This is a genomic window from Marinomonas vulgaris (genome assembly GCF_018145875.1).
GTDB classification, from domain to species: domain Bacteria; phylum Pseudomonadota; class Gammaproteobacteria; order Pseudomonadales; family Marinomonadaceae; genus Marinomonas; species Marinomonas vulgaris.
In genome coordinates this window covers 174243-194466 of sequence record NZ_JAGSSV010000003.1, presented here as the reverse complement: position 1 = coordinate 194466, position 20224 = coordinate 174243, and the positions used below count along the sequence as shown (strand labels likewise).

Genomic DNA, 20224 nt, shown 5'->3' with positions numbered 1-20224 from the left:
ATGAGTACTTCAACCGAAACGTCCACGACGCAAACGGCCACCAGCACAGCACCGGCTCCCATGACGCCACTGCAAGAATTCTGGCATTACTTTAGCAGCAACAGGGGTGCGGTCGCTGGCTTAGTCGTTATTGTAATCATTTGCTTTATGGCGATTTTCGCCAATTTTGTCGCGCCACATTCGCCGTCGGACCAATACCGTGATGCCTTGCTGTTACCACCAGCTTGGCTAGAAGGTGGCAACTGGTCGTTCGTGCTGGGCACCGACGATGTGGGTCGTGATATTTTATCACGCCTCATCTATGGCTCGCGTTTGTCGATTGCCGTGGGCATTGTGGCCGTGACTGCGTCTCTAGTGATGGGCATTTTATTAGGTCTGATTGCTGGCTATTTTAAAGGCATGATAGACACCGCCATCATGCGCATCGTCGACATCATGTTGGCCATGCCAAGCTTGTTGCTCGCCATTGCGATTGTGGCGATTTTAGGGCCGAGCATTGTCAACGCGGCCTTGGCGATTTCCATCGTTTCCTTGCCTCACTATGTGCGCTTAACCCGTGCCGCTACCATGGCGGAAATGTCTCGCGACTACGTCACCTCGTCCAAAGTGATTGGCGCTGGCCCGCTGCGTTTGATGTTTGTGTGCATCTTGCCAAACTGCTTAGCCCCTCTCATCGTGCAAGCCACCTTGGGCTTTTCCAGCGCGATTCTGGACATGGCGGCATTGGGCTTTTTGGGACTCGGCGCACAGCCACCGACCCCAGAATGGGGCTCCATGCTGGCCGATGCCTTGCAATTCGTGCAGCGCGCTTGGTGGGTGGTGACCTTCCCCGGTTTGATGATTTTGATCACCGTATTGGCGTTTAACCTCATGGGCGATGGCTTACGTGATGCCCTTGATCCCAAGTTGAAACAGTAAGAGAGGTTGTTATGTCACTGTTACAGTTGGACAATTTAAGCGTTACCTTCGGCAATTTTCGCGCCGTGGATAACATCAGTTACAAAGTAGAAGAAGGCGAAGTGCTCGGCATCGTGGGCGAATCTGGCTCCGGTAAAAGTGTCAGCTCTTTGTCCATCATGGGCTTGATCGATTTTCACGGCAAAGTCAGCGCCGATCAATTAACCTTTGACGATCAAGACCTGCAAGCCATGCCCGAAAAGCAACGTCGTAAGCTCACCGGCTCCGACATTGCGATGATTTTCCAAGACCCGATGACCAGCTTAAACCCGTGTTTTACCGTGGGTTATCAGATCATGGAAGCCTTGAAAACGCACCAAGGCGGCAGCAAAAAAGAGCTCAAAACGCGCGCCATTGAACTGCTCACCCAAGTGGGCATTCCGGCACCCGAATCTCGCTTGAACAACTATCCGCACCAGCTATCTGGAGGGATGAGTCAGCGGGTGATGATCGCCATGTCGATTGCCTGCGACCCGCGTTTGCTCATCGCCGATGAGCCGACCACGGCGTTGGATGTGACCATTCAAGCGCAAATCATTGATTTGCTCATCGATCTACAGCGCAAAAAACAAATGGGCTTGGTGCTGATCACCCACGATTTGGCCTTAGTGGCCGAAGTCGCTCATCGCGTTATTGTGATGTACGCCGGTCAAATCGTTGAATCTGGCCCAGCGTCGGAGGTGTTTAGCACGCCAAAACATCCGTACACCCAGGCTTTGCTGGCGTCCTTGCCAGAGTCCGCCGCGGGCAAAGCGCGACTGGATGCCTTACCCGGCGTGGTGCCAGGGCAATACGATCGCCCTGTAGGTTGCTTGCTCAGCCCACGTTGTCCATACGCCACCGACCATTGCCGCAATGTGGCGCCGATGAATCAGGGCGACCTAGACCGTCAGGTAAAATGCCACACGCCTTTGGACAAAGAAGGGAGACCCGCCGCATGAGTCACACTGATAACCAATTGATTTTAAAAGCGGAAAACCTCAAGCAGCATTACCATGTGAAGCAAGGTTTTTTCAAACCCGACGCCGTGGTAAAAGCCGTTGATGGCATCAGTTTTAACCTTGAAAAAGGCAAAACACTGGCCGTGGTGGGGGAATCTGGCTGTGGTAAATCGACCCTAGGTCGCATGCTCACCATGATAGAAACACCAACCGAAGGGCGTTTGGCGCACCTCGGGGAAGATTTGCTCACCTTGAGCAAGGACGCACAAGCTAAGCTGCGTCAGAAGATTCAAATCATCTTTCAAAATCCCTATGGCTCGCTGAATCCACGTAAAAAAATCGGCGCGATTTTGGAAGAACCCTTGGTGATTAACACCAAGTTATCCAAGGCGGAACGCAAAGAAAAAGCCCTCGCCATCATGGCAAAAGTGGGGTTAAAAACCGAACATTACGAGCGCTATCCGCATATGTTTTCCGGTGGACAGCGCCAGCGTATTGCCATTGCTCGCGGCTTGATGCTCGACCCGAATGTGATCGTCGCCGACGAGCCGGTTTCGGCACTCGATGTGTCGGTACAAGCGCAAGTGCTGAACCTGATGATGGATTTGCAGCAAGAATTTGGCCTCAGCTATGTGTTTATTTCCCATGATTTATCCGTAGTAGAACACATCGCCGACGATGTGATGGTGATGTACCTAGGCAAGGTCGTTGAGCAGGGCTCTCGTGAGCAATTGTTCAACAACCCTCAACATCCTTACACGCTGGCGTTGCTGTCCAGTACGCCACAACTTTCACCAGAAAAACGCCGTGTGCGCATTAAACTCGAGGGAGAATTGCCATCGCCGCTGAACCCGCCGTCTGGATGTGCTTTCCACGGTCGCTGCCGTTACGCCAACGACCGTTGTCGCAGTGAAACGCCGGTTTTGCGTTTGAACCACGCCAACGAGCAGGAAAAGGACCACTTGATCGCCTGTCACGCGGTGGAAGAAAATCGCATTGAACCTCTCAAGGAACAGGTTGCTTAGCCCTTTCATCATAGGGATTGATCAATGCACACAAGCGCCCGCAAGGGCGTTTTTTTTGATGGCTAATATTTCCTACTTTTACATTAGAGTACACATGATTTTTGAACAAATTATGATATAAACATGCTCTTTTATAATTAAATTCGTAACCTTGTGGGCAAAAATCACTCTAATCAAAATGAAGATATGGCAGAAAGTACAAACACACACGCATAAATCTGCGATTTACATCAGTTTAATTATCTTATGCATTGATCTCATTTTCATCGCCATAAACTATTACACCTCCCATAAAGCACTCGAAAACAGCTTATTACACCGCGCTCAAATTCATCAACAAGAGTTCAATCTCACCCTCGATATGACTTATCGCGACATGCTCCAATTGTCGACCTTTATCAGCACCAACGATGAGTTAAATCAGCTGTTTTTAGCGGGAAAAAAAGCCGTTGAAAAAGAGGGTATGTACAGTGACTCAGTCAGTGCACTTAGAAAAGCCCTGCTGGATAAAGTCAAAATCCCTTGGGACCTCACCTCAGAAAAGTTCGATGTCCGACAGCTGCATTACCAGCTAGGACCAGGCAGTTTGAGTTATTTGCGAGTGCATGAACCCAATCGATTTGGCGACAGAATGGACAACACTCGCTACACTATTGTCGACACGAATGCCGACCAACAAGAGCGTTCTGGTTTTGAAACGGGCCGTGTTTACAGTGGCTTAAGAGGTGTATCGCCAGTTTGGACACAAGACCCAGATACCAACCAGAGAACCTACGTTGGCGCAGTAGAAGTGGGCACGTCTTTTAACCAAATTTTGCCGGTGTTTGCTCGCTCATTTGACGTGGAAAGCGCCGTTTTTTTGACCAAAGAACACGTGGGGGAAACCATGTGGCAAAGTTACGTCGGCTCCTATTTTAAAGAAACCTCCGATGTCGACTATTACACCGAAGCCAGCTCGTCAGAGACTTCCCGTGACATACTGAATCAAACGCCAATCAAGAAAAACTTTATCACCTACGAAACCGAAATTATTAAAGAGAATGATCGATACTTATCGTCGTTTCATTTTCCCTTATTCGACTATAAAGGCACTAACGACGCCACGTTACCGCCCGTTGGCTTTGTGCTGATTTGGGAAGACGTCACCGATATGATAGAGGCTTTTAAACACTCGTTTCTTATCAACATCGCGTTTTCACTGGTGGCTTTTATTCTCATAGAATGCTTTTTGTTGTGGATATTAGGACGGGAAAGAAAGCTGTCCATTGCTGAACAAGAAGCCTTGGTAGATGGTCTTACAGGCTTGTATAACCGTCGCTATTACGACGCCATGATCACCAAGGAAGAAGAGCAAGCGAGACACAACCAAACGTCTTTATCGGTGATCATCTGCGACATCGATTATTTTAAACGCTTCAACGATGCCTATGGTCACCCAGAAGGCGACACCGCTTTAAAACAGGTCGCCAGTGCGATTCGACACACCATTCACGGCACCACGGGCATGGCTTGTCGTTATGGTGGGGAAGAGTTTGTCATCATTCTGCCCAATACGGATTTACGCTTTGCGGTTGCTCTTGCCAACCGCATTCAAGCGGCGGTGCATGCTCGACACATTCCCCATAAGGCCTCACCAGTAGAAACGCGCTTAACCCTTTCTTTAGGCGTGGCCTGTAGCATTAATTTAGACAACAAAGATTCGCTTATCGTTGCAGCCGACGCACAGCTTTACGCCGCAAAAGACAAGGGCCGAAATCGTACTGAGCCAGATTTGGGCTAGCCTCCCTGTTAGCACCTGTCATTATAGAAATAATCGATGACGTTCATCATAAAATGGATGAGCTGAACCAAGCGCCTCGCGATACACTTCTTCATCTAAACAGTCATGTCTGTTAAGAGCCGTCTGTTTTTTGTGCAAAAAAAAGATAGCCAAAGCGCAAAAAAGCATTACACTAATATTTATTAATATACATTTAATGTAACGCTTTTGACTGTCTTTCATAGCGCCATCGCGCAGACGGTATCAGCCCGTTATATCAAAGGGTATTTATCTACATAACATACTGATTTATAAAAATAATGAGTTTCGGTGTATTATTATGATGTTTAATTTTACCGCCTGCGACGTGCAAGTTCTCGACGCCTCAGCAAAAGTAATGACTACGTTTCTATCCGATAAAAACTTTACTCGGTATCACTTTTTAGAAGCCTCGCCCAATCATATGTTCACACTCTTACGCTTCAAAGCGTTTGGTGCCTTGTCGTTTTTAGAATACCAAACCACAGACGCGGAACAAATAAACACCTTTGCTTCGACGCAAGACTATTGCCTGCATCTTGTGCTGGCAGGGCAAAGCCAAGAACAAGGCATAACAGGCCGCACCTTGCAAACGGAAGAATGTGCGTTTGTTGCACCTGGCAGCCGTTTTGTCGCAACCGATTGGCCCCATTGCAGAAAGCTTATAGTGACGATTCCCGCTGAGTTTTTGCACCAAACGGCTCGAGAATTTGGCTATGTGATGACAGAAAATGCTCTCGCGCTCAACGCCAATGCACAACGCTTCCCCATGGCTGGGCCCTTGTTTAATTTGCTCAATGACATACTGCAGCAAGACCTCACTCAGCTTGGCGAGCGAGCCAAGGTCTATTACAGCAAATTATTAAGCACGGCCATATTGTCACTTTTTACCCAACGCCCACGACAACAAACCGTATCGAGTGTGTCTTTAGATCGCCAAGTGCAACGCATTCATGACTATGTGCTCGATCACATCACCACAGACATTACCATTGAGCAATTGGTCAGCGTATGTCGGATCAGCCGTAAATCTTTGTACAATGTGTTAGAACGAGAAGTGGGGGTGACGCCTACCGCCTACATTCGACGACTGAAATTGGAACACGCCCATTGCGAGTTAAAAAACAACACGCGCATTAAAAACGTCACTCAGGTGGCGCTCAAATACGGTTTTACTAATTTAGGGCGGTTTTCAGCGCAATATCGTGAACAGATTGGAGAGCTGCCATCCCACACCTTACGAATGGGATCACAGTAAAGCAGCAAGACACGCTGAACAAAAGGGGTAAGCCCAGCGTGGCTTTGGAGTGCTCTTTGAAGCGATGACCGAGTTAGAACTTGTACATGGCCATCAATTCGACTTGTTGACCCGCTGGGCGATAGGAGATTTGGTTATTTGCTCCGCCAGTACTTTTAGCATTTTGATCACGCCATTCGATGCCAAAATCAACACTTGGTAGATAGGCGTACATGGCGTTCACCGTGGTCAACTTCATGGTATCGTCTGCTAAACTTGACTCGTCTGTTGAAACTTGACCGTAGCGCAAGTTCACTTTTAGTTTCTCGCTCAGCTGTTGGGTAATACCCGCTGAGAAACCTGTGGTAGTGATTAGATCATTGGTGCTGGTATCAACATCGGCAAGGGAACTTGCACCCGCTGCACCGCTATAACCCCAACCTGCGTAAACCGCTACACCTTCACCGGAAAAGCCGCTTAATGTTAGACTGGTATCGCCAAATTTCAGCTTCGCCGCTAACGATAAGGCCGCACCAAACTCAGACTCATTACCTGTTGTACCCACTTCACGGCCGGTGACAGCAACATTGAAGGCATGACCAGCGTCTGTTTTCATTGTGTAAGCGGCGACTAAATCAGGCACACTGGCTTCTGTATAAACAGGATCTTGTAAGCTTAAACGCAGGCCGTCTTTGGCGTAATGCACGACTAAGTCTGGACGTACAACCGCGCCGTTACCGCCGATGGTACCAAAGCCGGGGCCGTAGAAGTTGATCATAGGCGTGTCTAATGGGGCGGTCGCAAGGAACTGACCGTTCCAAGTTTGACCCACGGTCACGTTGTCTACCGTAATTGCCGCATGGCGTAGGCGGAATTCATCGCCTGTTCCACGAAAATCCCCTTCAACCAAACCTTTGATTTTGTGCTCGCCTTCGGTGCGTGTCGTGATCAGGTTGACTCGTGATTGACTGGCGCTGCCTTTTAAAACACTTTTGCCTTCATCAGGATTACTGGAAACGGCTTCGGCTTTTAAGTAACCACCGATGCTCACGTTCGTACCGTTAAATTCGCCTAAGTCCAACGCAAAAGTTTGAGTAGATAAACCTGCGGCAATGACAGCAAGCGCTACTTTATTTTTTATAAGCATAAGGATACCGACCTGTTTTCTAAAATTTATAGTTATTTTGAACAGTCAATATCGCAGAGCCACAGGGGGTAAAATAGCCATATAGTGCAATCTTTGTACACAATGTGTAGGGGAGATGAGAAAAATCTAATAAAAAACCGCTAACGAACGTAAGCGGCTTGTATCATGTATCTATCTATTACTGTCTGAGCCGACTGGCGGCCTCAGCGCTTACGCTTGAGGACGGTAGTGTTTTTGTAGCCCCATAAGAAAATTACGCAAGATTTGATCTTGGCATTCGCAGTAATGGCGATTACCAGGCTTACGGAAGAAAGAACTCAGTTCATGCTTACTCAGATTAAATTCAGCAAGAGACATGATGTCGAGAATCTCTTCGGCTTGCAGGTTCAAAGCAATGCGCAATTTCATAAACACCGCGTTGTTAATAAGGCGCTTTTCTGGCTCAGGTTGTGGCCCTGGGCGTTTGCCACGCTTGGTATTAATAAAGCCATTTAGAAAGGTCGCCAGTTCCATGTCGATCATTTCAACGTACCCTGTATCGTCTTCTTTTTTCAGCCAAGCGGTAATTTGTTCTTGTGTCGCTTCACCATCAGCGGCGGCGAAAATGTCTACAATGGCCAGTTCTTTTAGATCAAAAGTATAGCGAAGGCGACGAAAGATATCGTTGTTGTTCAAAATAGATTCCTAAAATAGAAGTGAGAAACTGACCAATATTTGGCCTGTCGTCAGTGCAAGGCATAGTAACAGAATAGACAGGAGTTGTCTTTTTTACGCACGGCCACACGCATTCACATTGTCCGCTTAAGTCCACGCCGATGCGCACTCTTCGCGCAGGGTTTTTGCTTTTTGTTTCACTTTGTTGCGAAAAGCTTTAGGCTACCGCCAAATTTGACACACCACCTCTAGGAAACACGGTATGGATTCTATTATTAACTTTCTGAACAACATCTTCTGGGGCTACATCCTCATCTATGGATTATTGGCCGTGGGCTTGTTTTTCACCGTCCGCTTAGGCTTTTTACAGATCCGGCATTTCCCTGAATTTTTCCGTTCCGTTTTAAAATCGCACAATAAAGAACGTGGTGGCATTTCGCCTTTCCAAGCGTTATGCACCAGCTTGGCGTCGCGTATTGGTACCGGTAACTTAGCCGGTGTGGCGGTTGCCATTACCTTGGGCGGCCCTGGTGCGATTTTTTGGATGTGGATGGTTGCCTTGGTCGGTATGGCCACCGCGTACGCCGAAAGCACCTTGGCACAACTGTTTAAAACCCGCGACGAAAACGGTCAGCTGCGTGGCGGCCCAGCGTTTTACATTTCTAAAGGCTTGAATGCCCCTTGGGCAGGCGCGATTTTCGCGGTGTCCTTGATCATCGCGTTTGGCTTGGTGTTCAACGCTGTGCAAGCCAATTCGATCGCCGGCGCGATGGAAGGTGCCTTTGATTTACCGCCGCTGTATGTGGGTGTTTTTCTCGCGGCACTGGCTGGCGTCGTGATCTTCGGTGGTATTCGCACCGTGGCGAAAGTGTCTGAATTGGTGGTTCCTATCATGGCAGGCATTTATCTGCTGGTTGCCTTGTTCGTGATTGTGATGAATATCTCCGAAGTGCCGCGTATTTTAAGTTTGATCGTAAAAAGCGCCTTCGGCTACGAAGAGGCCATCGGCGGTATCGCGGGGGCCATGCTAAACGGCATCAAACGGGGTTTGTTCTCCAATGAAGCCGGTATGGGCTCTGCACCCAACATCGCGGCAGCGGCCACGCCAAACCCGCATCACCCATCGTCTCAAGGCTTGGTACAGGGGCTTGGGGTGTTTATCGACACTATTTTGGTGTGTACCGCCACAGCGATAATGATTCTGCTGTCTGGGGTCATTGAAAACGGTTCGACGCTCACGGGTGTGCCTCTTACTCAAGCCGCTATGGGCGTTCACATTGGCGCAGCGGGCACTTACTTCATCGCCATTGCCATCTTCTTCTTTGCGTTTACCTCGATCATTGGTAATTACTCTTATGCGGAAAACGCGGTGATTTTCTTGAAGGGCGGCAAAGGCGGCATTCTCGTTCTGCGAGTAGTGGCCTTGATGATGGTGGTGTGGGGCGCTTACGAAAGCGTGGCGACCGTGTTTAACCTAGCCGATGCCGCCATGGGCTTAATGGCCACAGTTAACCTGATTGCGATTTTCTTATTGTCTGGCTTGGTGGTCAAACTCACCAAAGACTATTTCGATCAGCGTAAAAACACGGATTCTCCGGTGTTTGACCCTAAACACTTCCCTGAAGTCGCGGACAAAATCGATTTAGATATCTGGAACAAAAACCCGAAATAATCGGTTGATAAACCACAAAGAAAAGCGCCCCTTACGATAAGTAAGGGGCGCTTTTTTGTATCAAGTTTGTGGTCACATAAACTTAGCGCTTTTTCGGCTGACGACCGTGATAGATCGCAAAACCTTGGTCCCGGAACAAGCGTGTATGAGACCCCAAGGCGGCGTCGAGTATCGGTGGGTAGCGTAAGAAGTCATTCGCCACCACAAACAATTCACCGTTTAAGGTAAGGTGTTGTTTAACACTCATGAAGAAGCTTTCCGCCACGCTGTAGTCCGTATTGACGCCAGAATGAAATGGCGGATTGGTCACCACGTAATTAAAGCGACCCTTTACTTCATCCAAGCCATTTGACGCGATTAAAGTCACCGCATGGCTTAATTGGTTCGCTGCAAAGGTCAATTCTGTGGCTTTTAGCGCCAACATGCTGTCGTCTAAAGCGGTGATCTTAGCGCCGGTTTTATTGTGTAACCACAGAGAAATGATGCCGTCGCCACAACCAAAGTCGAGCAGTCGCGCACTGGCCACGTCGCTCATAAAGCGATGTTGATCAAGCTGGTTTAAGAACAACGCCGTGCCCTTGTCCAATTTGCCATGACCAAACACCCCCGGCAGACTGCACAAGGTGAAACTCTGACCCGCTACCTCTTGCTTCCAAGTGACTACCCAGTCATCAAACACAAAAGGCGACGACTCACGCTGTTTGTAGCCAGTGTACAACAAGCAATGCTTAGCGCCGTCATGCTTGCCCACGTCGTCTAAACCGTTTTCTAGACGCTTCATAGACGACTTAACGCCGCTCTTGTTGTCGCCTACGAGCCACACTCGTCCACCAATTTTCAGCAAGGGCAACACCGCAGCCAATAGATAATCTAATAGCTCTTTGGCTTTCGGCTGGTAAATCACCACATGATCAAAAGCAATGTCGGTGTCATGCTCCCATTGAGCGGACAACACCAACTTGTCTTGTGCAAACCCCACCCGCGATAAGGCATCGTGAATGGTTTTTGATTGGCACCAAGCGTAAACCTCAGCTTGGCGGCTAAGATCTACGGGATAGGTATCTTCTGGGTTGGCGAAGAGAACATTGCCAACTAAGGCGGTGTCATTGCGTGCCAATAATTGACTGGTGGAATTAAGATTCATAAGTAACAGATAGCTCTTTAATGGAAAGGGTCGTAATGGGCGCCAACAGGGTATTGAGGCGCTCGGTTGGTACGTCCGGTTGTACTCGTGGATAACGCGGTGCTTGTCGGTCGTTCAGCAGAGGGGATGCCCACCCCTTTGTTAAGGTGAGGAAATCTTGCGCAAAGGCATCGCCATGCTCTAAACAGCCGGCTAAAATAACATCGAGGTAACTCAGGGCAATCGGGCATTCATGATGCGGATCGATCACATCGTCGGTGTGATACACCCAATAGGTACCAGCTGGTAATACATCGTCTTGGTATGCGCTCAGCTGATCTGCTTCAATTTGACTGCGGCGGTAGCCTACTTCGCGCTCGTCGAATAAGGGGAATTGGTCATAAGGCACTTCCACCAAGACACCATTGCAGGCTTTGCTTGGGGCTTCTATAACAGCGACGGAACTCATGCCATATTCAAGTGACATAACGGCCCAGTGGCGCTCAAAACCGTGCAGCTTGACTGGCCAAACATTGCCTGTTTCACCCGTTTTCGCACGACTTTGCCCGTTAATCAGACTGCCGTAGCCCAAAAGAAAATGTCGATCTGCTGCACTCATTTTCGCCTCCGCATAATTAGCTGCTTAACAGGATAGGCTGCTCAAAAAACAACCTACTGCCTCAACAAGGATAGGCATGATAACTCAAAAAAACGACAAAATATGCCTTATCGACTTGTTCCAAGGACGAAATTAAAAACGTCACACGAATTTATTTAGCCTGAACACACGCAAAAGAAGACGCCCGCAACATGTTTCCCTTTGTGTATTGCGCATAACTCGGATGAGGGCACAAAGGCCGCGTCATGCCTTCCATTCGCAGTGTAACATCTGGATTAGCGGAACGCGTAGCGGCAACAACAGACTGAGGTGCTTGGCGCTTTTCGACCCACGACACCAAGGGTGACAGCAGATCAAATTGGTCTGTCGATGGGCCGCCTTGGCCGTGAGTCATGCCGGGAATACGGTACAAGCGAGTGAATTCGTGGGCGCGACCGGCCAACGCGAAATCCAGAAAGTCGACCCAGCGCACCGTGTCTTTGACCGAAAACACCGGATCGCTGTTGCCATGAAATGTCAGCATTTTACCGCCAGCTTGTTTAAATGCCGCCAGTTCAGGTTTTAATGCATCTGGTGGCGTCATGTCGGTCATGGCAGAGGTTTTAAAACGCTCGTTGACCGCAGTTATCTTTGGCGCATCTTGGTCGAAGTCAAAGGCTTGTAAATAGCCTTCTAGGGCGTATGGATCATTGGCCACGGAAGGCTCAGGCGTGATGTATCGCCATGCTAAGTCCGCCGCTCCAAGGGTGACGCTCATTGGTAAACGATCCCATTCAGAAACGGTGCTTTCAATGCGCCACTGTCGCCAGTGATCAGAAGCCATTCCTGCATCGTAAACCCAATCGGAATACAGGGCGCGATTTTGGTCATTGTGTGGTCCCATGTGCATGCGCATCAGAGCACCGACGGTGGAGAGAGGCAAACAGTCTCGGTCGAAGTCACTTTTACACACCAAGGCTTTCGGGTTGAAAGCCCGCTGGCAAGCATCGCTGGCAAAGATCATTCCATCGTTCAGGCCATCTAATCCATCACATTGTTCGAGCATTTTTGCGGCAAAGAAGTCCATCTGTCGCGATGGGATAGACTGACGAATGTCCTCGTGGACACGATGCAATGCTTGAAGGTTCCACGGGTGCTGTAAGGCGGCTTTGGGGGCATTGAAGCCTGGGTAACCGACCAAGAGACCATCGAACATGGTAGGAAAACGCGACGCCGCCACCATGGCCATGCGTCCGCCGTCGGCTTGCCCTAGACCGTAAGAAAATTGAATCGGAGCTTGATAGTAGCGCTCCACTAAATCCCGAGCGATGGGATTGACCTTTTGTACCGCTTCGTAACCTAGATTTCTTCGCGCTTGAGGGTCTAGTCTTTGGGGCGTTTGTCCATGAGCCGACACACCACTGTTGCTGGTGACAACGGCAAAACCTTGATTAATGGCGTACTGTGACGTTTTTAGGCCGGTGATGGCTCCAACAGCAGGGGGAATATCGCCGTTGTTATCGGTAGTAAACTGGTAAGCAAAACGCCCTTGCCAACGGGTAGGTAAACGTAATTCAAAGTGAATGGCGTATAATTCGCCGTCTGCGCCCATGCGTCTTTCAAGTGTGCCAGCGACTAAACAGTAAGCTGTTTTAATCTGCCGGTTTCCTGCAAATAGGGCGGTTTTGAGTTCAAGCTGATTCGTCTCTAAACTCAATAATCCGTTGCAACGTTGGGCTCGACTCAGTGGTTTTGGCTCGTCAAGCTTGTCTGATCCTTCATTCGCAGAAACCGGAGCAGACAATATGCTCAACATAAGACCAAAAACCAACAATAAGCTGGTCGACACCAGCCAAGCTAACCGCGCGTTCATGTGTATCCCCTTGGGTTTTATTCTCAGGCCGAACCTTGCCCGTAACAGAGCCTATGGTTATCATGAATGTATGATGTTGATCCCCCATTGAGACACCACAGATCACAATACCCTGTCTTTTAATCTACCTTATTTGAGCCTTGTTATGTTGACTAAGAATACATCTTTTGCCCTAAAACTATTGGGATGCGCTCTGATTCCCGTTATTACCTTGCTTGTTGTGATGAACTTGCGAAGTACACCTTCGTTCGAAGCGGTATCAGGGGAGTCGTACAGTTGGAAAAGTGAGCAGTGGACCCTGGTCAATTACTTTGCCGAGTGGTGCAAGCCGTGCTTAGAAGAGCTGCCGGAGCTGAATACGCTGGCGCAAGCGGGCGATGTGCGTGTGTTTGGTATCAGTTATGATCGTTTACCAGACGAAGGGACGTTGGATTTGATCGAGCGTTACCAAATTCAGTTTCCGGTATTAAAAACCGCGTCATTGGAAAACTTGCCGCTTACTTTGCCAGCGGTGTTGCCGACCACGTATTTGCTGTCTCCCGCGGGCGAAATCGTTGATGTGCTGTATGGAAAGGTGACAATTGAAGGCATAGACGCTTTGTTAAGTAAGCATCAAGGCGAATAATAACGCCTCAATGCTTGCTAGACCATTCGCCTCTGGGTGTTACTCAGCGGCTTTTCTTGGATCGAACACTTCGAAGGTGACGGTCTGAGTTGTGCCATCGTCGTACTTCAAGGTGATGTCTTCTTGCTCGCCGTGTTTCATGCGTTTTTTCAAGTTAATCAACATGATGTGATAGCCGTTAGGTACAAAGCGTACGGCTTCGCCTGCGTCTACATCGATGTATTTTTCATGGCGCATAATCATGCGATCGCCGTCCATTTTATGACTATGAAGCTCAGTAAACTCCGCCACACTGGACTCTGCTGCAACAATGCGCACATCGTCTTTGGTCATGTTTTCAACAAGCATGTAGGCTGCGGTGTTGTCGCTGCCTGGTGTATTGGCTTTTAAACTTGCTCGGCTGATGTCTAACTGAGCCGAGAAGGCCAGTGGACTTGCTGCAATAAGTAAAGATGCAATGACTTTTTTCATGATAATCCCTCTTAAATTCCGCTGTGACGTCGAGTCACTAGACACTCAGTACCCGACTTGATGCTTGTTAGTGTCGCGTTTTTCGTCAAACGCTCTTTATGTCGTAGGAAAAAACTGTCTTCACTTAACCGACCAACGTATTTCCATTTTTTGAAAACTTGCTCACGAACCTCTAAGCAACTCTCTGTTAAAGCAAACGCTTCTTGATAAGATACTTCACACTCACCATTACTCATGGGAGCAGCAATAAATTGAACTTGAGCGTCACTGTCATTGTAAGAAATGACGCCTACGACGGTGAAAGGGTATTTATCAGCGTGTTGCTTCGGCTGATCTACGTGTAATCTATGCTCTTTTTCACCAATCACTTCATCGGCGATGGATAGCAAAGGCAATTTACACTGTTGAATATCGTGCTCTTCTACAATAATCGACATAGACGTGTCGGCTTGAGCGCTCAAAGAAAATAATAGAGAAGAAGCGAGTGCAGTAATGGAAAAAAAATGACGAACACGATTCATAAAACGTCCTTTAATGTTGGCGCTAAAATGTCACATAAGCGCTCAGGTTTAAAATAACCTTACATAGCTTGTAGTTGTTGTATACGTGCCGCAAGCTCACTTGGTGTCGTGCTGTGGCTCATTGTAGTAAATAACTTGCCTTGCTTATCAATCATGTAAAAACGTGACGAATGATCAACCGTATAACCAAGCGCTGAGCCTTCTAAATCCGTCAACTCAAAGAAAACACCGTAGTCAGAAGATACCTTGTCAATTTCTTCTTGAGTACCAGTCAACGCAAGTAAGTCATTGTCGTAGTAATCACCAAAATCGTACAGGTCTTCGAGTGAATCTCTGTCAGGATCAACACTGATAAACAAAAATTGAACATTGGCTCTTTCTTCATCAGAAAGCTGTTTGTACGCCGCTTGAACCACACCAATCGATGCGGGACAAGCTTCGGTACAACTTAAAAAACCAAAATAGACAACACCCACTTTCCCTTCAATATCGGAAAGAGAGAAGGGGCCGTCTTTTGTCTGCAAAGTAAAAGGTCCGCCCAGTTCACTTAACTGTTTGTATTTTTCACCGATCGGTCGTGTCGAGTTAGTCGCATACAAAACAATGATGAAAATAGAAAAAAAGATGGCCGTCGCAATGGATATTTTTAATATTTTGGATTGGTTCATAATTATGTCGCTATTATAAAATGATGAGAAAAAGCCGATACCATTTGCCCATGATTTACATAGTCGACCGAAATCAAGGCACTAAATACCATAACCACTAAAATAGAAAAAACGAATAATTTCCGACCCCAAGCCTTTTCGTTCTCAGGGCTATACCCAGCTTTCACTAAATAAATCCAATATAGGCTCATCAAGCTCATAACTAGGGCATAAATAATACCCACATAGCCTTGTTGAACCAGCAACAAAGCAGACACAGCAAAGCCGAAAATATAAACGTACATATGCAATCTTGCGGTTTGAATACCGTACTTTACCGGTAAGACTGGAATGTTCGCCGCTTTGTAATCGTCGAATCGACAAATGGCGATGGCATAAGAATGAGGAATTTGCCAAAAACAAAACGTCAATAGCAAGATAGCAGCGCCTGTGTCAAAGCCATTAGTCACGCTTACGTAACCCATTACCGGAGGACAAGCACCAGATAAACTGCCAACCAAGGTTCCGTAAACGGAGTTACGTTTAAACTTGAGGGTATAAAGTCCAACGTAAACAAGCAGACCAATAGCACCAAACAACACGGCATAAACCGTAGTGTAATAATGCAATAAGGCAAAGCCAATGGTACCAAGAACCAAGGCTAATAAAAGAGCGGAAGCAACACTAACACGACCTTGCGCTAACGCACGGTCTTTTGTTCGTGCCATTTTCAAGTCAATATCACGGTCAACATAGTTGTTGATAATGCATCCTGTTGCAACGATACAAGAGGTTCCAACAAGTACAACCAACAATACAAACCAATCAATATTGCCTTTCGCAGCAAGGAAAAAGCCGCTTGCAGCGGCTATGAGATTTCCGAAGATAATGCCTGGCTTGGTCAGCGAAACATAGTCTTTAAACATAATTATCTCGACTAGGTTATTAGTGACCCATTAGCATATTGTGGTTTAGATGTTCGAATATCCACAATGAACCAACAATAACGAACAGCACAATAAACACAGTATAAACAGCGGACGCTGTTAACCAAGTTTGACCGGACGAACCGTTCATGTGTAAGAAGAACACCATTTGAACCAAAATCTGAGCAATCGCCGCAATAACAATCGCGATTACAACAAATGTATCACTACCCGTTCCAGTCATTACCAAATAGAAAGGTATCACTGTTAAAATGATAGAGAGAATTAAACCTTTTACGTACTCTTGAACACTACCGTGTGCTTGTCCGCCTGGACCTGTTTCAGTTGAAGACATTACATAGCTCCTCTTAGGTAAACAAAGCTAAAGACACAAATCCAAATAATATCAAGGAAATGCCAGAACAAACTTAGGCAAGCTAAACGGATCTTGTTTTCATTAGTAAAGCCGTCGCGATTAAAGTGGACAAACAATAAAGACATCCAAATCAAACCGGCTGTTACGTGTAAACCGTGCGTTGCAACTAAGCTGTAGAATGATGTCCAGTAACCACTTGTTTGAGGCGTTGCCCCTTCATGGCTAAAGTGAACAAACTCATAAATTTCCATACCAAGGAAACTAAGGCCGAGCAAGGCGGTAATGATCAACCAGAATTTCATTTTCGCCATGTTTTCAACATTGGCACCTAGCATTGCCATACCAAAGGTAAAACTACTCAACAATAAAAGTGCCGTTTCAACCGCAACAAAACCTAAATCGAACAGTTCATTGGGTGTGATTTGGTTATCAAAGTTTTGCCCCATAACAGCATAGGTTGCAAACAGAGTAGCAAACAACAAACAGTCACTGATAATGTATAGCCAAAAACCAAACATGTAGCGATCAGCGGCTTCCGCTTCATGATGGTGATGATCGTCATGGTCATGAAGATCATGATCGTTAGTTAATGCAGTCATAAATATCTTCCAAAATTTAAGTTCTGATTACAGAACCATCCTTAGATGGCTCTGTAACAACAGCTTACTGATTACTTAGCAAAACCGTTCTGTCATTTTTGATCAGATGGCTTCCACTTTTTATAGAATTTAGCATTCTTCTCAAAGTAAAAACTGCGACCTTCATTGCTCTTCAAGAACTTGCCTTCGATCTCTTCAACTTCAGGAACTTCGACATAGTAATCTTTGTCTCGCTCAAAGTTCAGTTTGATCCAGCAAACAAAAATAGCAGCAACAGAAACAAGTACCATCCACCAAATATGCCATACAAAACCAAAGCCCATAGGCAATGTCAGCATACCTAATACTGGGCCAGCCCATGTATTTTTCGGCATGTGAATGCGCTCGTATTTCTCAGGGCGTTTGTACGCTGTACCTTTTTGTTTCATATCCAACAAAGGATCACGATCATTAATGTATGGAACATCACCGAAGTTATAGAACTGTGGTGGAGATGTTGTGTACCACTCTAATGTGTGGGCATCCCATGGATCGCCTGTTACGTCTTTGTACTGTGGATCATTACGCTTGTACAAACTTAGTACAATGTTACCCACTTGAGCAGCGATACCGGCAGCAATCAAGGCAACACCAATCAAAGAGATGTACATACTCGCTTGCCACTCAGGGTTATCGATGTACTGCAAACGACGAGTCATACCGTCGAAACCTGTGTAGTACAATGGGAACCAAGCAAAGAAGTAACCGAAGAACCAAAGTGCAACAGACCACTTACCTAGAGTTTCATTCAGTTTTACACCAGTTGCTTTCGGGAACCAGTAAGTGAAACCAGCGAAGTAGCCGTATACCGCACCACCTATGATTACGTTGTGGAAGTGAGCCGGTACAAACATACTGTTATGCAGTACGAAGTCATTAGCAGGGATAGACAGCATAACACCTGTCATACCACCTACGGTGAAGGTCACCAGCATGGCGATTACCCACCACATAGATGCCGTCAACTCCACGCGACCTTTATACATTGTAAAGATCCAGTTGTAGAGTTTCACACCGGTAGGAATACCAATGATCATGGTCATAATGCCGAAGAAAGCGTTAACGCTGGCGCCAGAACCCATGGTAAAGAAGTGATGCAACCATACTAGGAATGACAAGATAGTGATGGCAATAGTCGCCCAAACAAGGGAAACATAACCAAACAGTTTCTTCCTAGAGAAGGTAGCGGTTACTTCTGAAATCATACCAAACGCAGGCAGAACCAAGAAATACACTTCAGGGTGACCCCAAGCCCAAATCAAGTTCACCCACATCATCTGATTTCCGCCATCATCATTAGTGAAGAAGTTGAAATCTAGGTAACGATCAAGTGTTAGCTGAGCAATGGCAACCGTCAATATAGGGAAGATAACCAAAGCAATAATGTTGGCGCAGAACGTTGTCCATGTGAACACTGGCATTTTCATCATTGTCATGCCAGGAGCACGCATTTTCAGAATAGTCGCAACAAAGTTCACTGCGGTTAGCGTTGTACCTATACCGGATATCTGCAATGCCCATATCCAATAATCGACCCCGACCCCAGGACTGTATTCAATGCCCGATAATGGCGTATAAGCCAACCAACCTGTTGCCGCAAACTCACCGACAAACAAAGAAATGTTAATCAGCAAAGCGCCTACCAAAAATAGATAGAAACTTAAAGAGTTTAAGAACGGGAAGGCCACATCTCGCGCACCAATTTGCAATGGCATGATCACGTTCATAATACCCACCATCAAAGGGGTGGCTACGAAGAAGATCATGATTACGCCGTGAGCGGTAAAGATTTGGTCATAATGTTCAGGCGGTAAAAAGCCTTCACCAAACGAATCCGATGTGGCTAAAGCCTGATGGGTCCGCATCAAGATAGCGTCAGAGAAACCGCGTACTAGCATCACCAAGGCGACGATACAGTACATGATACCTATTTTCTTGTGGTCGACAGAAGTAAACCACTCATCCCACAAATAGCCCCATAACTTTTTGTAGGTAACAAAAGCTACCAGCAGCAAGCCACCAAGAATAGCGGCAACCATAACAGGCGCTACTACCGGGTCGTGGAAAGGAATAACACCCCAATGCAACTTACCAGTTAGCACATGAGGATCTTTGATTAGATCAGTTTGAACCATTTTGCGCTCCAGTGAAAGACTCAATAATATTCTTAAATTGTAGAGGATTTATTGAAGAGAAATACTCCACTTTATGATCACGTGTCTTTTCAATTAAGCGATCATATTCAGCATCGGTTAATACCTGGCCAGACGCTTTAACGCCTTCTTTCCATTTCTCAAAGTCTTCTTCTGAGGTTACTTTTGCTTTGAAACGCATGCCAGCAAAACCAAAACCACTGTAGTTAGCAGAAATGCCTCGGTATTCCCCAATCTCATTACCCATGATGTTCATGCGGTTTTCCATACCGGCCATGGCATAAATCTGACCACCCAGTTTCGGAATGAAAAATGAGTTCATTGTCGACTGAGATGTCACTAAGAATTCAACCGGTGTGTCCACTGGGAAAGCAACTTCGTTCACCACAGCAATTTTTTCTTCTGGGAACAAGAAAAGCCATTTCCAATCCATTGCAACCACTTGGATTGTTATCGGTTTCTTGTCAGAAACAAGCTCTTTTCTAGGATCAAGTGAATAAGATGTGAAGTAAGTAATGGTCGCTAGAATAACGATAATTACAACTGGCACACCCCAAGCAAAAAATTCTATCTTACTAGAATGTTCCCATTCAGGATCGTAAGAGTCGTCTTTCTTACTTGCGTGGTATTTATATGGGATCCAAATAGACATTAAAATCGTTGGGATAACGACAATAAGCATCAAGCCCATAGTAAGTAATAAAGTGTCACCTATTTTTTTACCTGTGACACCGCTAGAATCGAACAAGGCAAGATCACAACCACTTAGCAAAAGTGCAAGTGAAAATACCATCGTTGACTGGAACAGTTTTTTCTTCATCTGTAACCTCAGAATGTCCTAG

The 20224-nt window shown here is 46.7% G+C and carries 20 protein-coding genes; 7 read left to right on the top strand and 13 right to left on the bottom strand.

Translation table 11 applies throughout. The features are described 5' to 3' along the window. The 5 genes from dppC to J9B83_RS04535 all read left to right on the top strand — a co-directional run bounded on the left by dppC (position 1) and on the right by J9B83_RS04535 (position 5979). Positions 1 to 918, top strand: coding sequence for a dipeptide ABC transporter permease DppC (dppC, locus tag J9B83_RS04555; RefSeq protein ID WP_211535551.1), 918 nt, complete (start codon positions 1 to 3; stop codon positions 916 to 918). An 11-nt stretch (positions 919 to 929) separates the two neighbouring features. Then, positions 930 to 1898: a dipeptide ABC transporter ATP-binding protein gene (gene dppD / locus J9B83_RS04550; protein ID WP_211535550.1), complete on the top strand. Its 969-nt coding sequence runs from the start codon at positions 930 to 932 to the stop codon at positions 1896 to 1898. Beyond that, the gene (locus J9B83_RS04545) at positions 1895 to 2923 is read left to right on the top strand and encodes a peptide ABC transporter ATP-binding protein (protein ID WP_211535549.1); all 1029 of its coding nucleotides are present in this window, start codon (positions 1895 to 1897) and stop codon (positions 2921 to 2923) included. The genes dppD and J9B83_RS04545 overlap by 4 nt, the downstream gene beginning before the upstream one ends. A 178-nt stretch (positions 2924 to 3101) precedes the next feature. After that, complete coding sequence (locus J9B83_RS04540; RefSeq protein WP_211535548.1) at positions 3102 to 4703, top strand: sensor domain-containing diguanylate cyclase; 1602 nt, start codon at positions 3102 to 3104, stop codon at positions 4701 to 4703. Between the two features lie 319 nt (positions 4704 to 5022). Continuing rightward, positions 5023 to 5979 (top strand): helix-turn-helix domain-containing protein, encoded by a 957-nt coding sequence (locus J9B83_RS04535; RefSeq protein ID WP_211535547.1) that lies wholly within the window; start codon positions 5023 to 5025, stop codon positions 5977 to 5979. 73 nt (positions 5980 to 6052) lie between these two features. Here J9B83_RS04535 and J9B83_RS04530 read toward each other — a convergent pair whose 3' ends face one another. Both J9B83_RS04530 and J9B83_RS04525 read right to left on the bottom strand, forming a co-directional pair. Then, the gene (locus J9B83_RS04530) at positions 6053 to 7105 is read right to left on the bottom strand and encodes a hypothetical protein (protein WP_211535546.1); all 1053 of its coding nucleotides are present in this window, start codon (positions 7103 to 7105) and stop codon (positions 6053 to 6055) included. A gap of 210 nt (positions 7106 to 7315) precedes the next feature. Continuing rightward, positions 7316 to 7780 (bottom strand): YehS family protein, encoded by a 465-nt coding sequence (locus J9B83_RS04525; protein WP_211535545.1) that lies wholly within the window; start codon positions 7778 to 7780, stop codon positions 7316 to 7318. A gap of 241 nt (positions 7781 to 8021) precedes the next feature. On the opposite strand from J9B83_RS04525, the gene J9B83_RS04520 reads away from it, so the two are divergent. Continuing rightward, positions 8022 to 9431, top strand: a complete 1410-nt coding sequence (locus J9B83_RS04520; RefSeq protein WP_211535544.1) for an alanine/glycine:cation symporter family protein — start codon at positions 8022 to 8024, stop codon at positions 9429 to 9431. A gap of 82 nt (positions 9432 to 9513) precedes the next feature. On the opposite strand, the gene J9B83_RS04515 is transcribed toward J9B83_RS04520, so the two are convergent. From J9B83_RS04515 to J9B83_RS04505, 3 genes are all read right to left on the bottom strand, one after another. After that, complete coding sequence (locus tag J9B83_RS04515) at positions 9514 to 10575, bottom strand: class I SAM-dependent methyltransferase (RefSeq protein WP_211535543.1); 1062 nt, start codon at positions 10573 to 10575, stop codon at positions 9514 to 9516. Continuing rightward, positions 10565 to 11173: a gamma-glutamylcyclotransferase family protein gene (locus tag J9B83_RS04510; protein WP_211535542.1), complete on the bottom strand. Its 609-nt coding sequence runs from the start codon at positions 11171 to 11173 to the stop codon at positions 10565 to 10567. The genes J9B83_RS04515 and J9B83_RS04510 overlap by 11 nt, the downstream gene beginning before the upstream one ends. 151 nt (positions 11174 to 11324) lie before the next feature. Further along, on the bottom strand, positions 11325 to 13025 hold the full coding sequence (locus J9B83_RS04505; RefSeq protein WP_236037104.1) for a tannase/feruloyl esterase family alpha/beta hydrolase: 1701 nt from the start codon (positions 13023 to 13025) through the stop codon (positions 11325 to 11327). A 145-nt stretch (positions 13026 to 13170) separates the two neighbouring features. Here J9B83_RS04505 and J9B83_RS04500 point away from each other — a divergent pair, with 145 nt between their 5' ends. Next, positions 13171 to 13650 carry a TlpA family protein disulfide reductase gene (locus J9B83_RS04500; RefSeq protein ID WP_211535541.1) on the top strand — a complete coding sequence of 160 codons (480 nt, stop codon included), beginning with the start codon at positions 13171 to 13173 and terminating at the stop codon, positions 13648 to 13650. A gap of 39 nt (positions 13651 to 13689) precedes the next feature. Here the strand turns inward: J9B83_RS04500 and J9B83_RS04495 are convergent, their stop codons facing one another. The 8 genes from J9B83_RS04495 to cyoA all read right to left on the bottom strand — a co-directional run bounded on the left by J9B83_RS04495 (position 13690) and on the right by cyoA (position 20202). Beyond that, entirely contained in the window at positions 13690 to 14121 is a 432-nt protein-coding gene (locus J9B83_RS04495) for a copper chaperone PCu(A)C (protein WP_211535540.1), read from the bottom strand. Between the two features lie 11 nt (positions 14122 to 14132). After that, positions 14133 to 14642 carry a hypothetical protein gene (locus tag J9B83_RS04490; protein WP_211535539.1) on the bottom strand — a complete coding sequence of 170 codons (510 nt, stop codon included), beginning with the start codon at positions 14640 to 14642 and terminating at the stop codon, positions 14133 to 14135. 59 nt (positions 14643 to 14701) lie between these two features. Beyond that, positions 14702 to 15310 (bottom strand): SCO family protein, encoded by a 609-nt coding sequence (locus tag J9B83_RS04485; protein ID WP_211535538.1) that lies wholly within the window; start codon positions 15308 to 15310, stop codon positions 14702 to 14704. A gap of 2 nt (positions 15311 to 15312) precedes the next feature. Next, complete coding sequence (gene cyoE, locus J9B83_RS04480; RefSeq protein ID WP_211535537.1) at positions 15313 to 16215, bottom strand: heme o synthase; 903 nt, start codon at positions 16213 to 16215, stop codon at positions 15313 to 15315. A 19-nt stretch (positions 16216 to 16234) separates the two neighbouring features. Next, complete coding sequence (gene cyoD / locus J9B83_RS04475; RefSeq protein ID WP_211535536.1) at positions 16235 to 16570, bottom strand: cytochrome o ubiquinol oxidase subunit IV; 336 nt, start codon at positions 16568 to 16570, stop codon at positions 16235 to 16237. Then, a complete protein-coding gene (cyoC, locus tag J9B83_RS04470) occupies positions 16570 to 17190 on the bottom strand; it encodes a cytochrome o ubiquinol oxidase subunit III (RefSeq protein ID WP_211535535.1) in 621 nt (206 codons plus the stop codon). Before cyoC ends, cyoD begins: the two co-directional genes overlap by 1 nt. A gap of 92 nt (positions 17191 to 17282) precedes the next feature. Beyond that, on the bottom strand, positions 17283 to 19364 hold the full coding sequence (cyoB, locus tag J9B83_RS04465; protein WP_211535534.1) for a cytochrome o ubiquinol oxidase subunit I: 2082 nt from the start codon (positions 19362 to 19364) through the stop codon (positions 17283 to 17285). Then, on the bottom strand, positions 19351 to 20202 hold the full coding sequence (cyoA, locus tag J9B83_RS04460) for a ubiquinol oxidase subunit II (protein WP_211535533.1): 852 nt from the start codon (positions 20200 to 20202) through the stop codon (positions 19351 to 19353). Before cyoA ends, cyoB begins: the two co-directional genes overlap by 14 nt. Between the last annotated feature and the right edge of the window lie 22 nt (positions 20203 to 20224).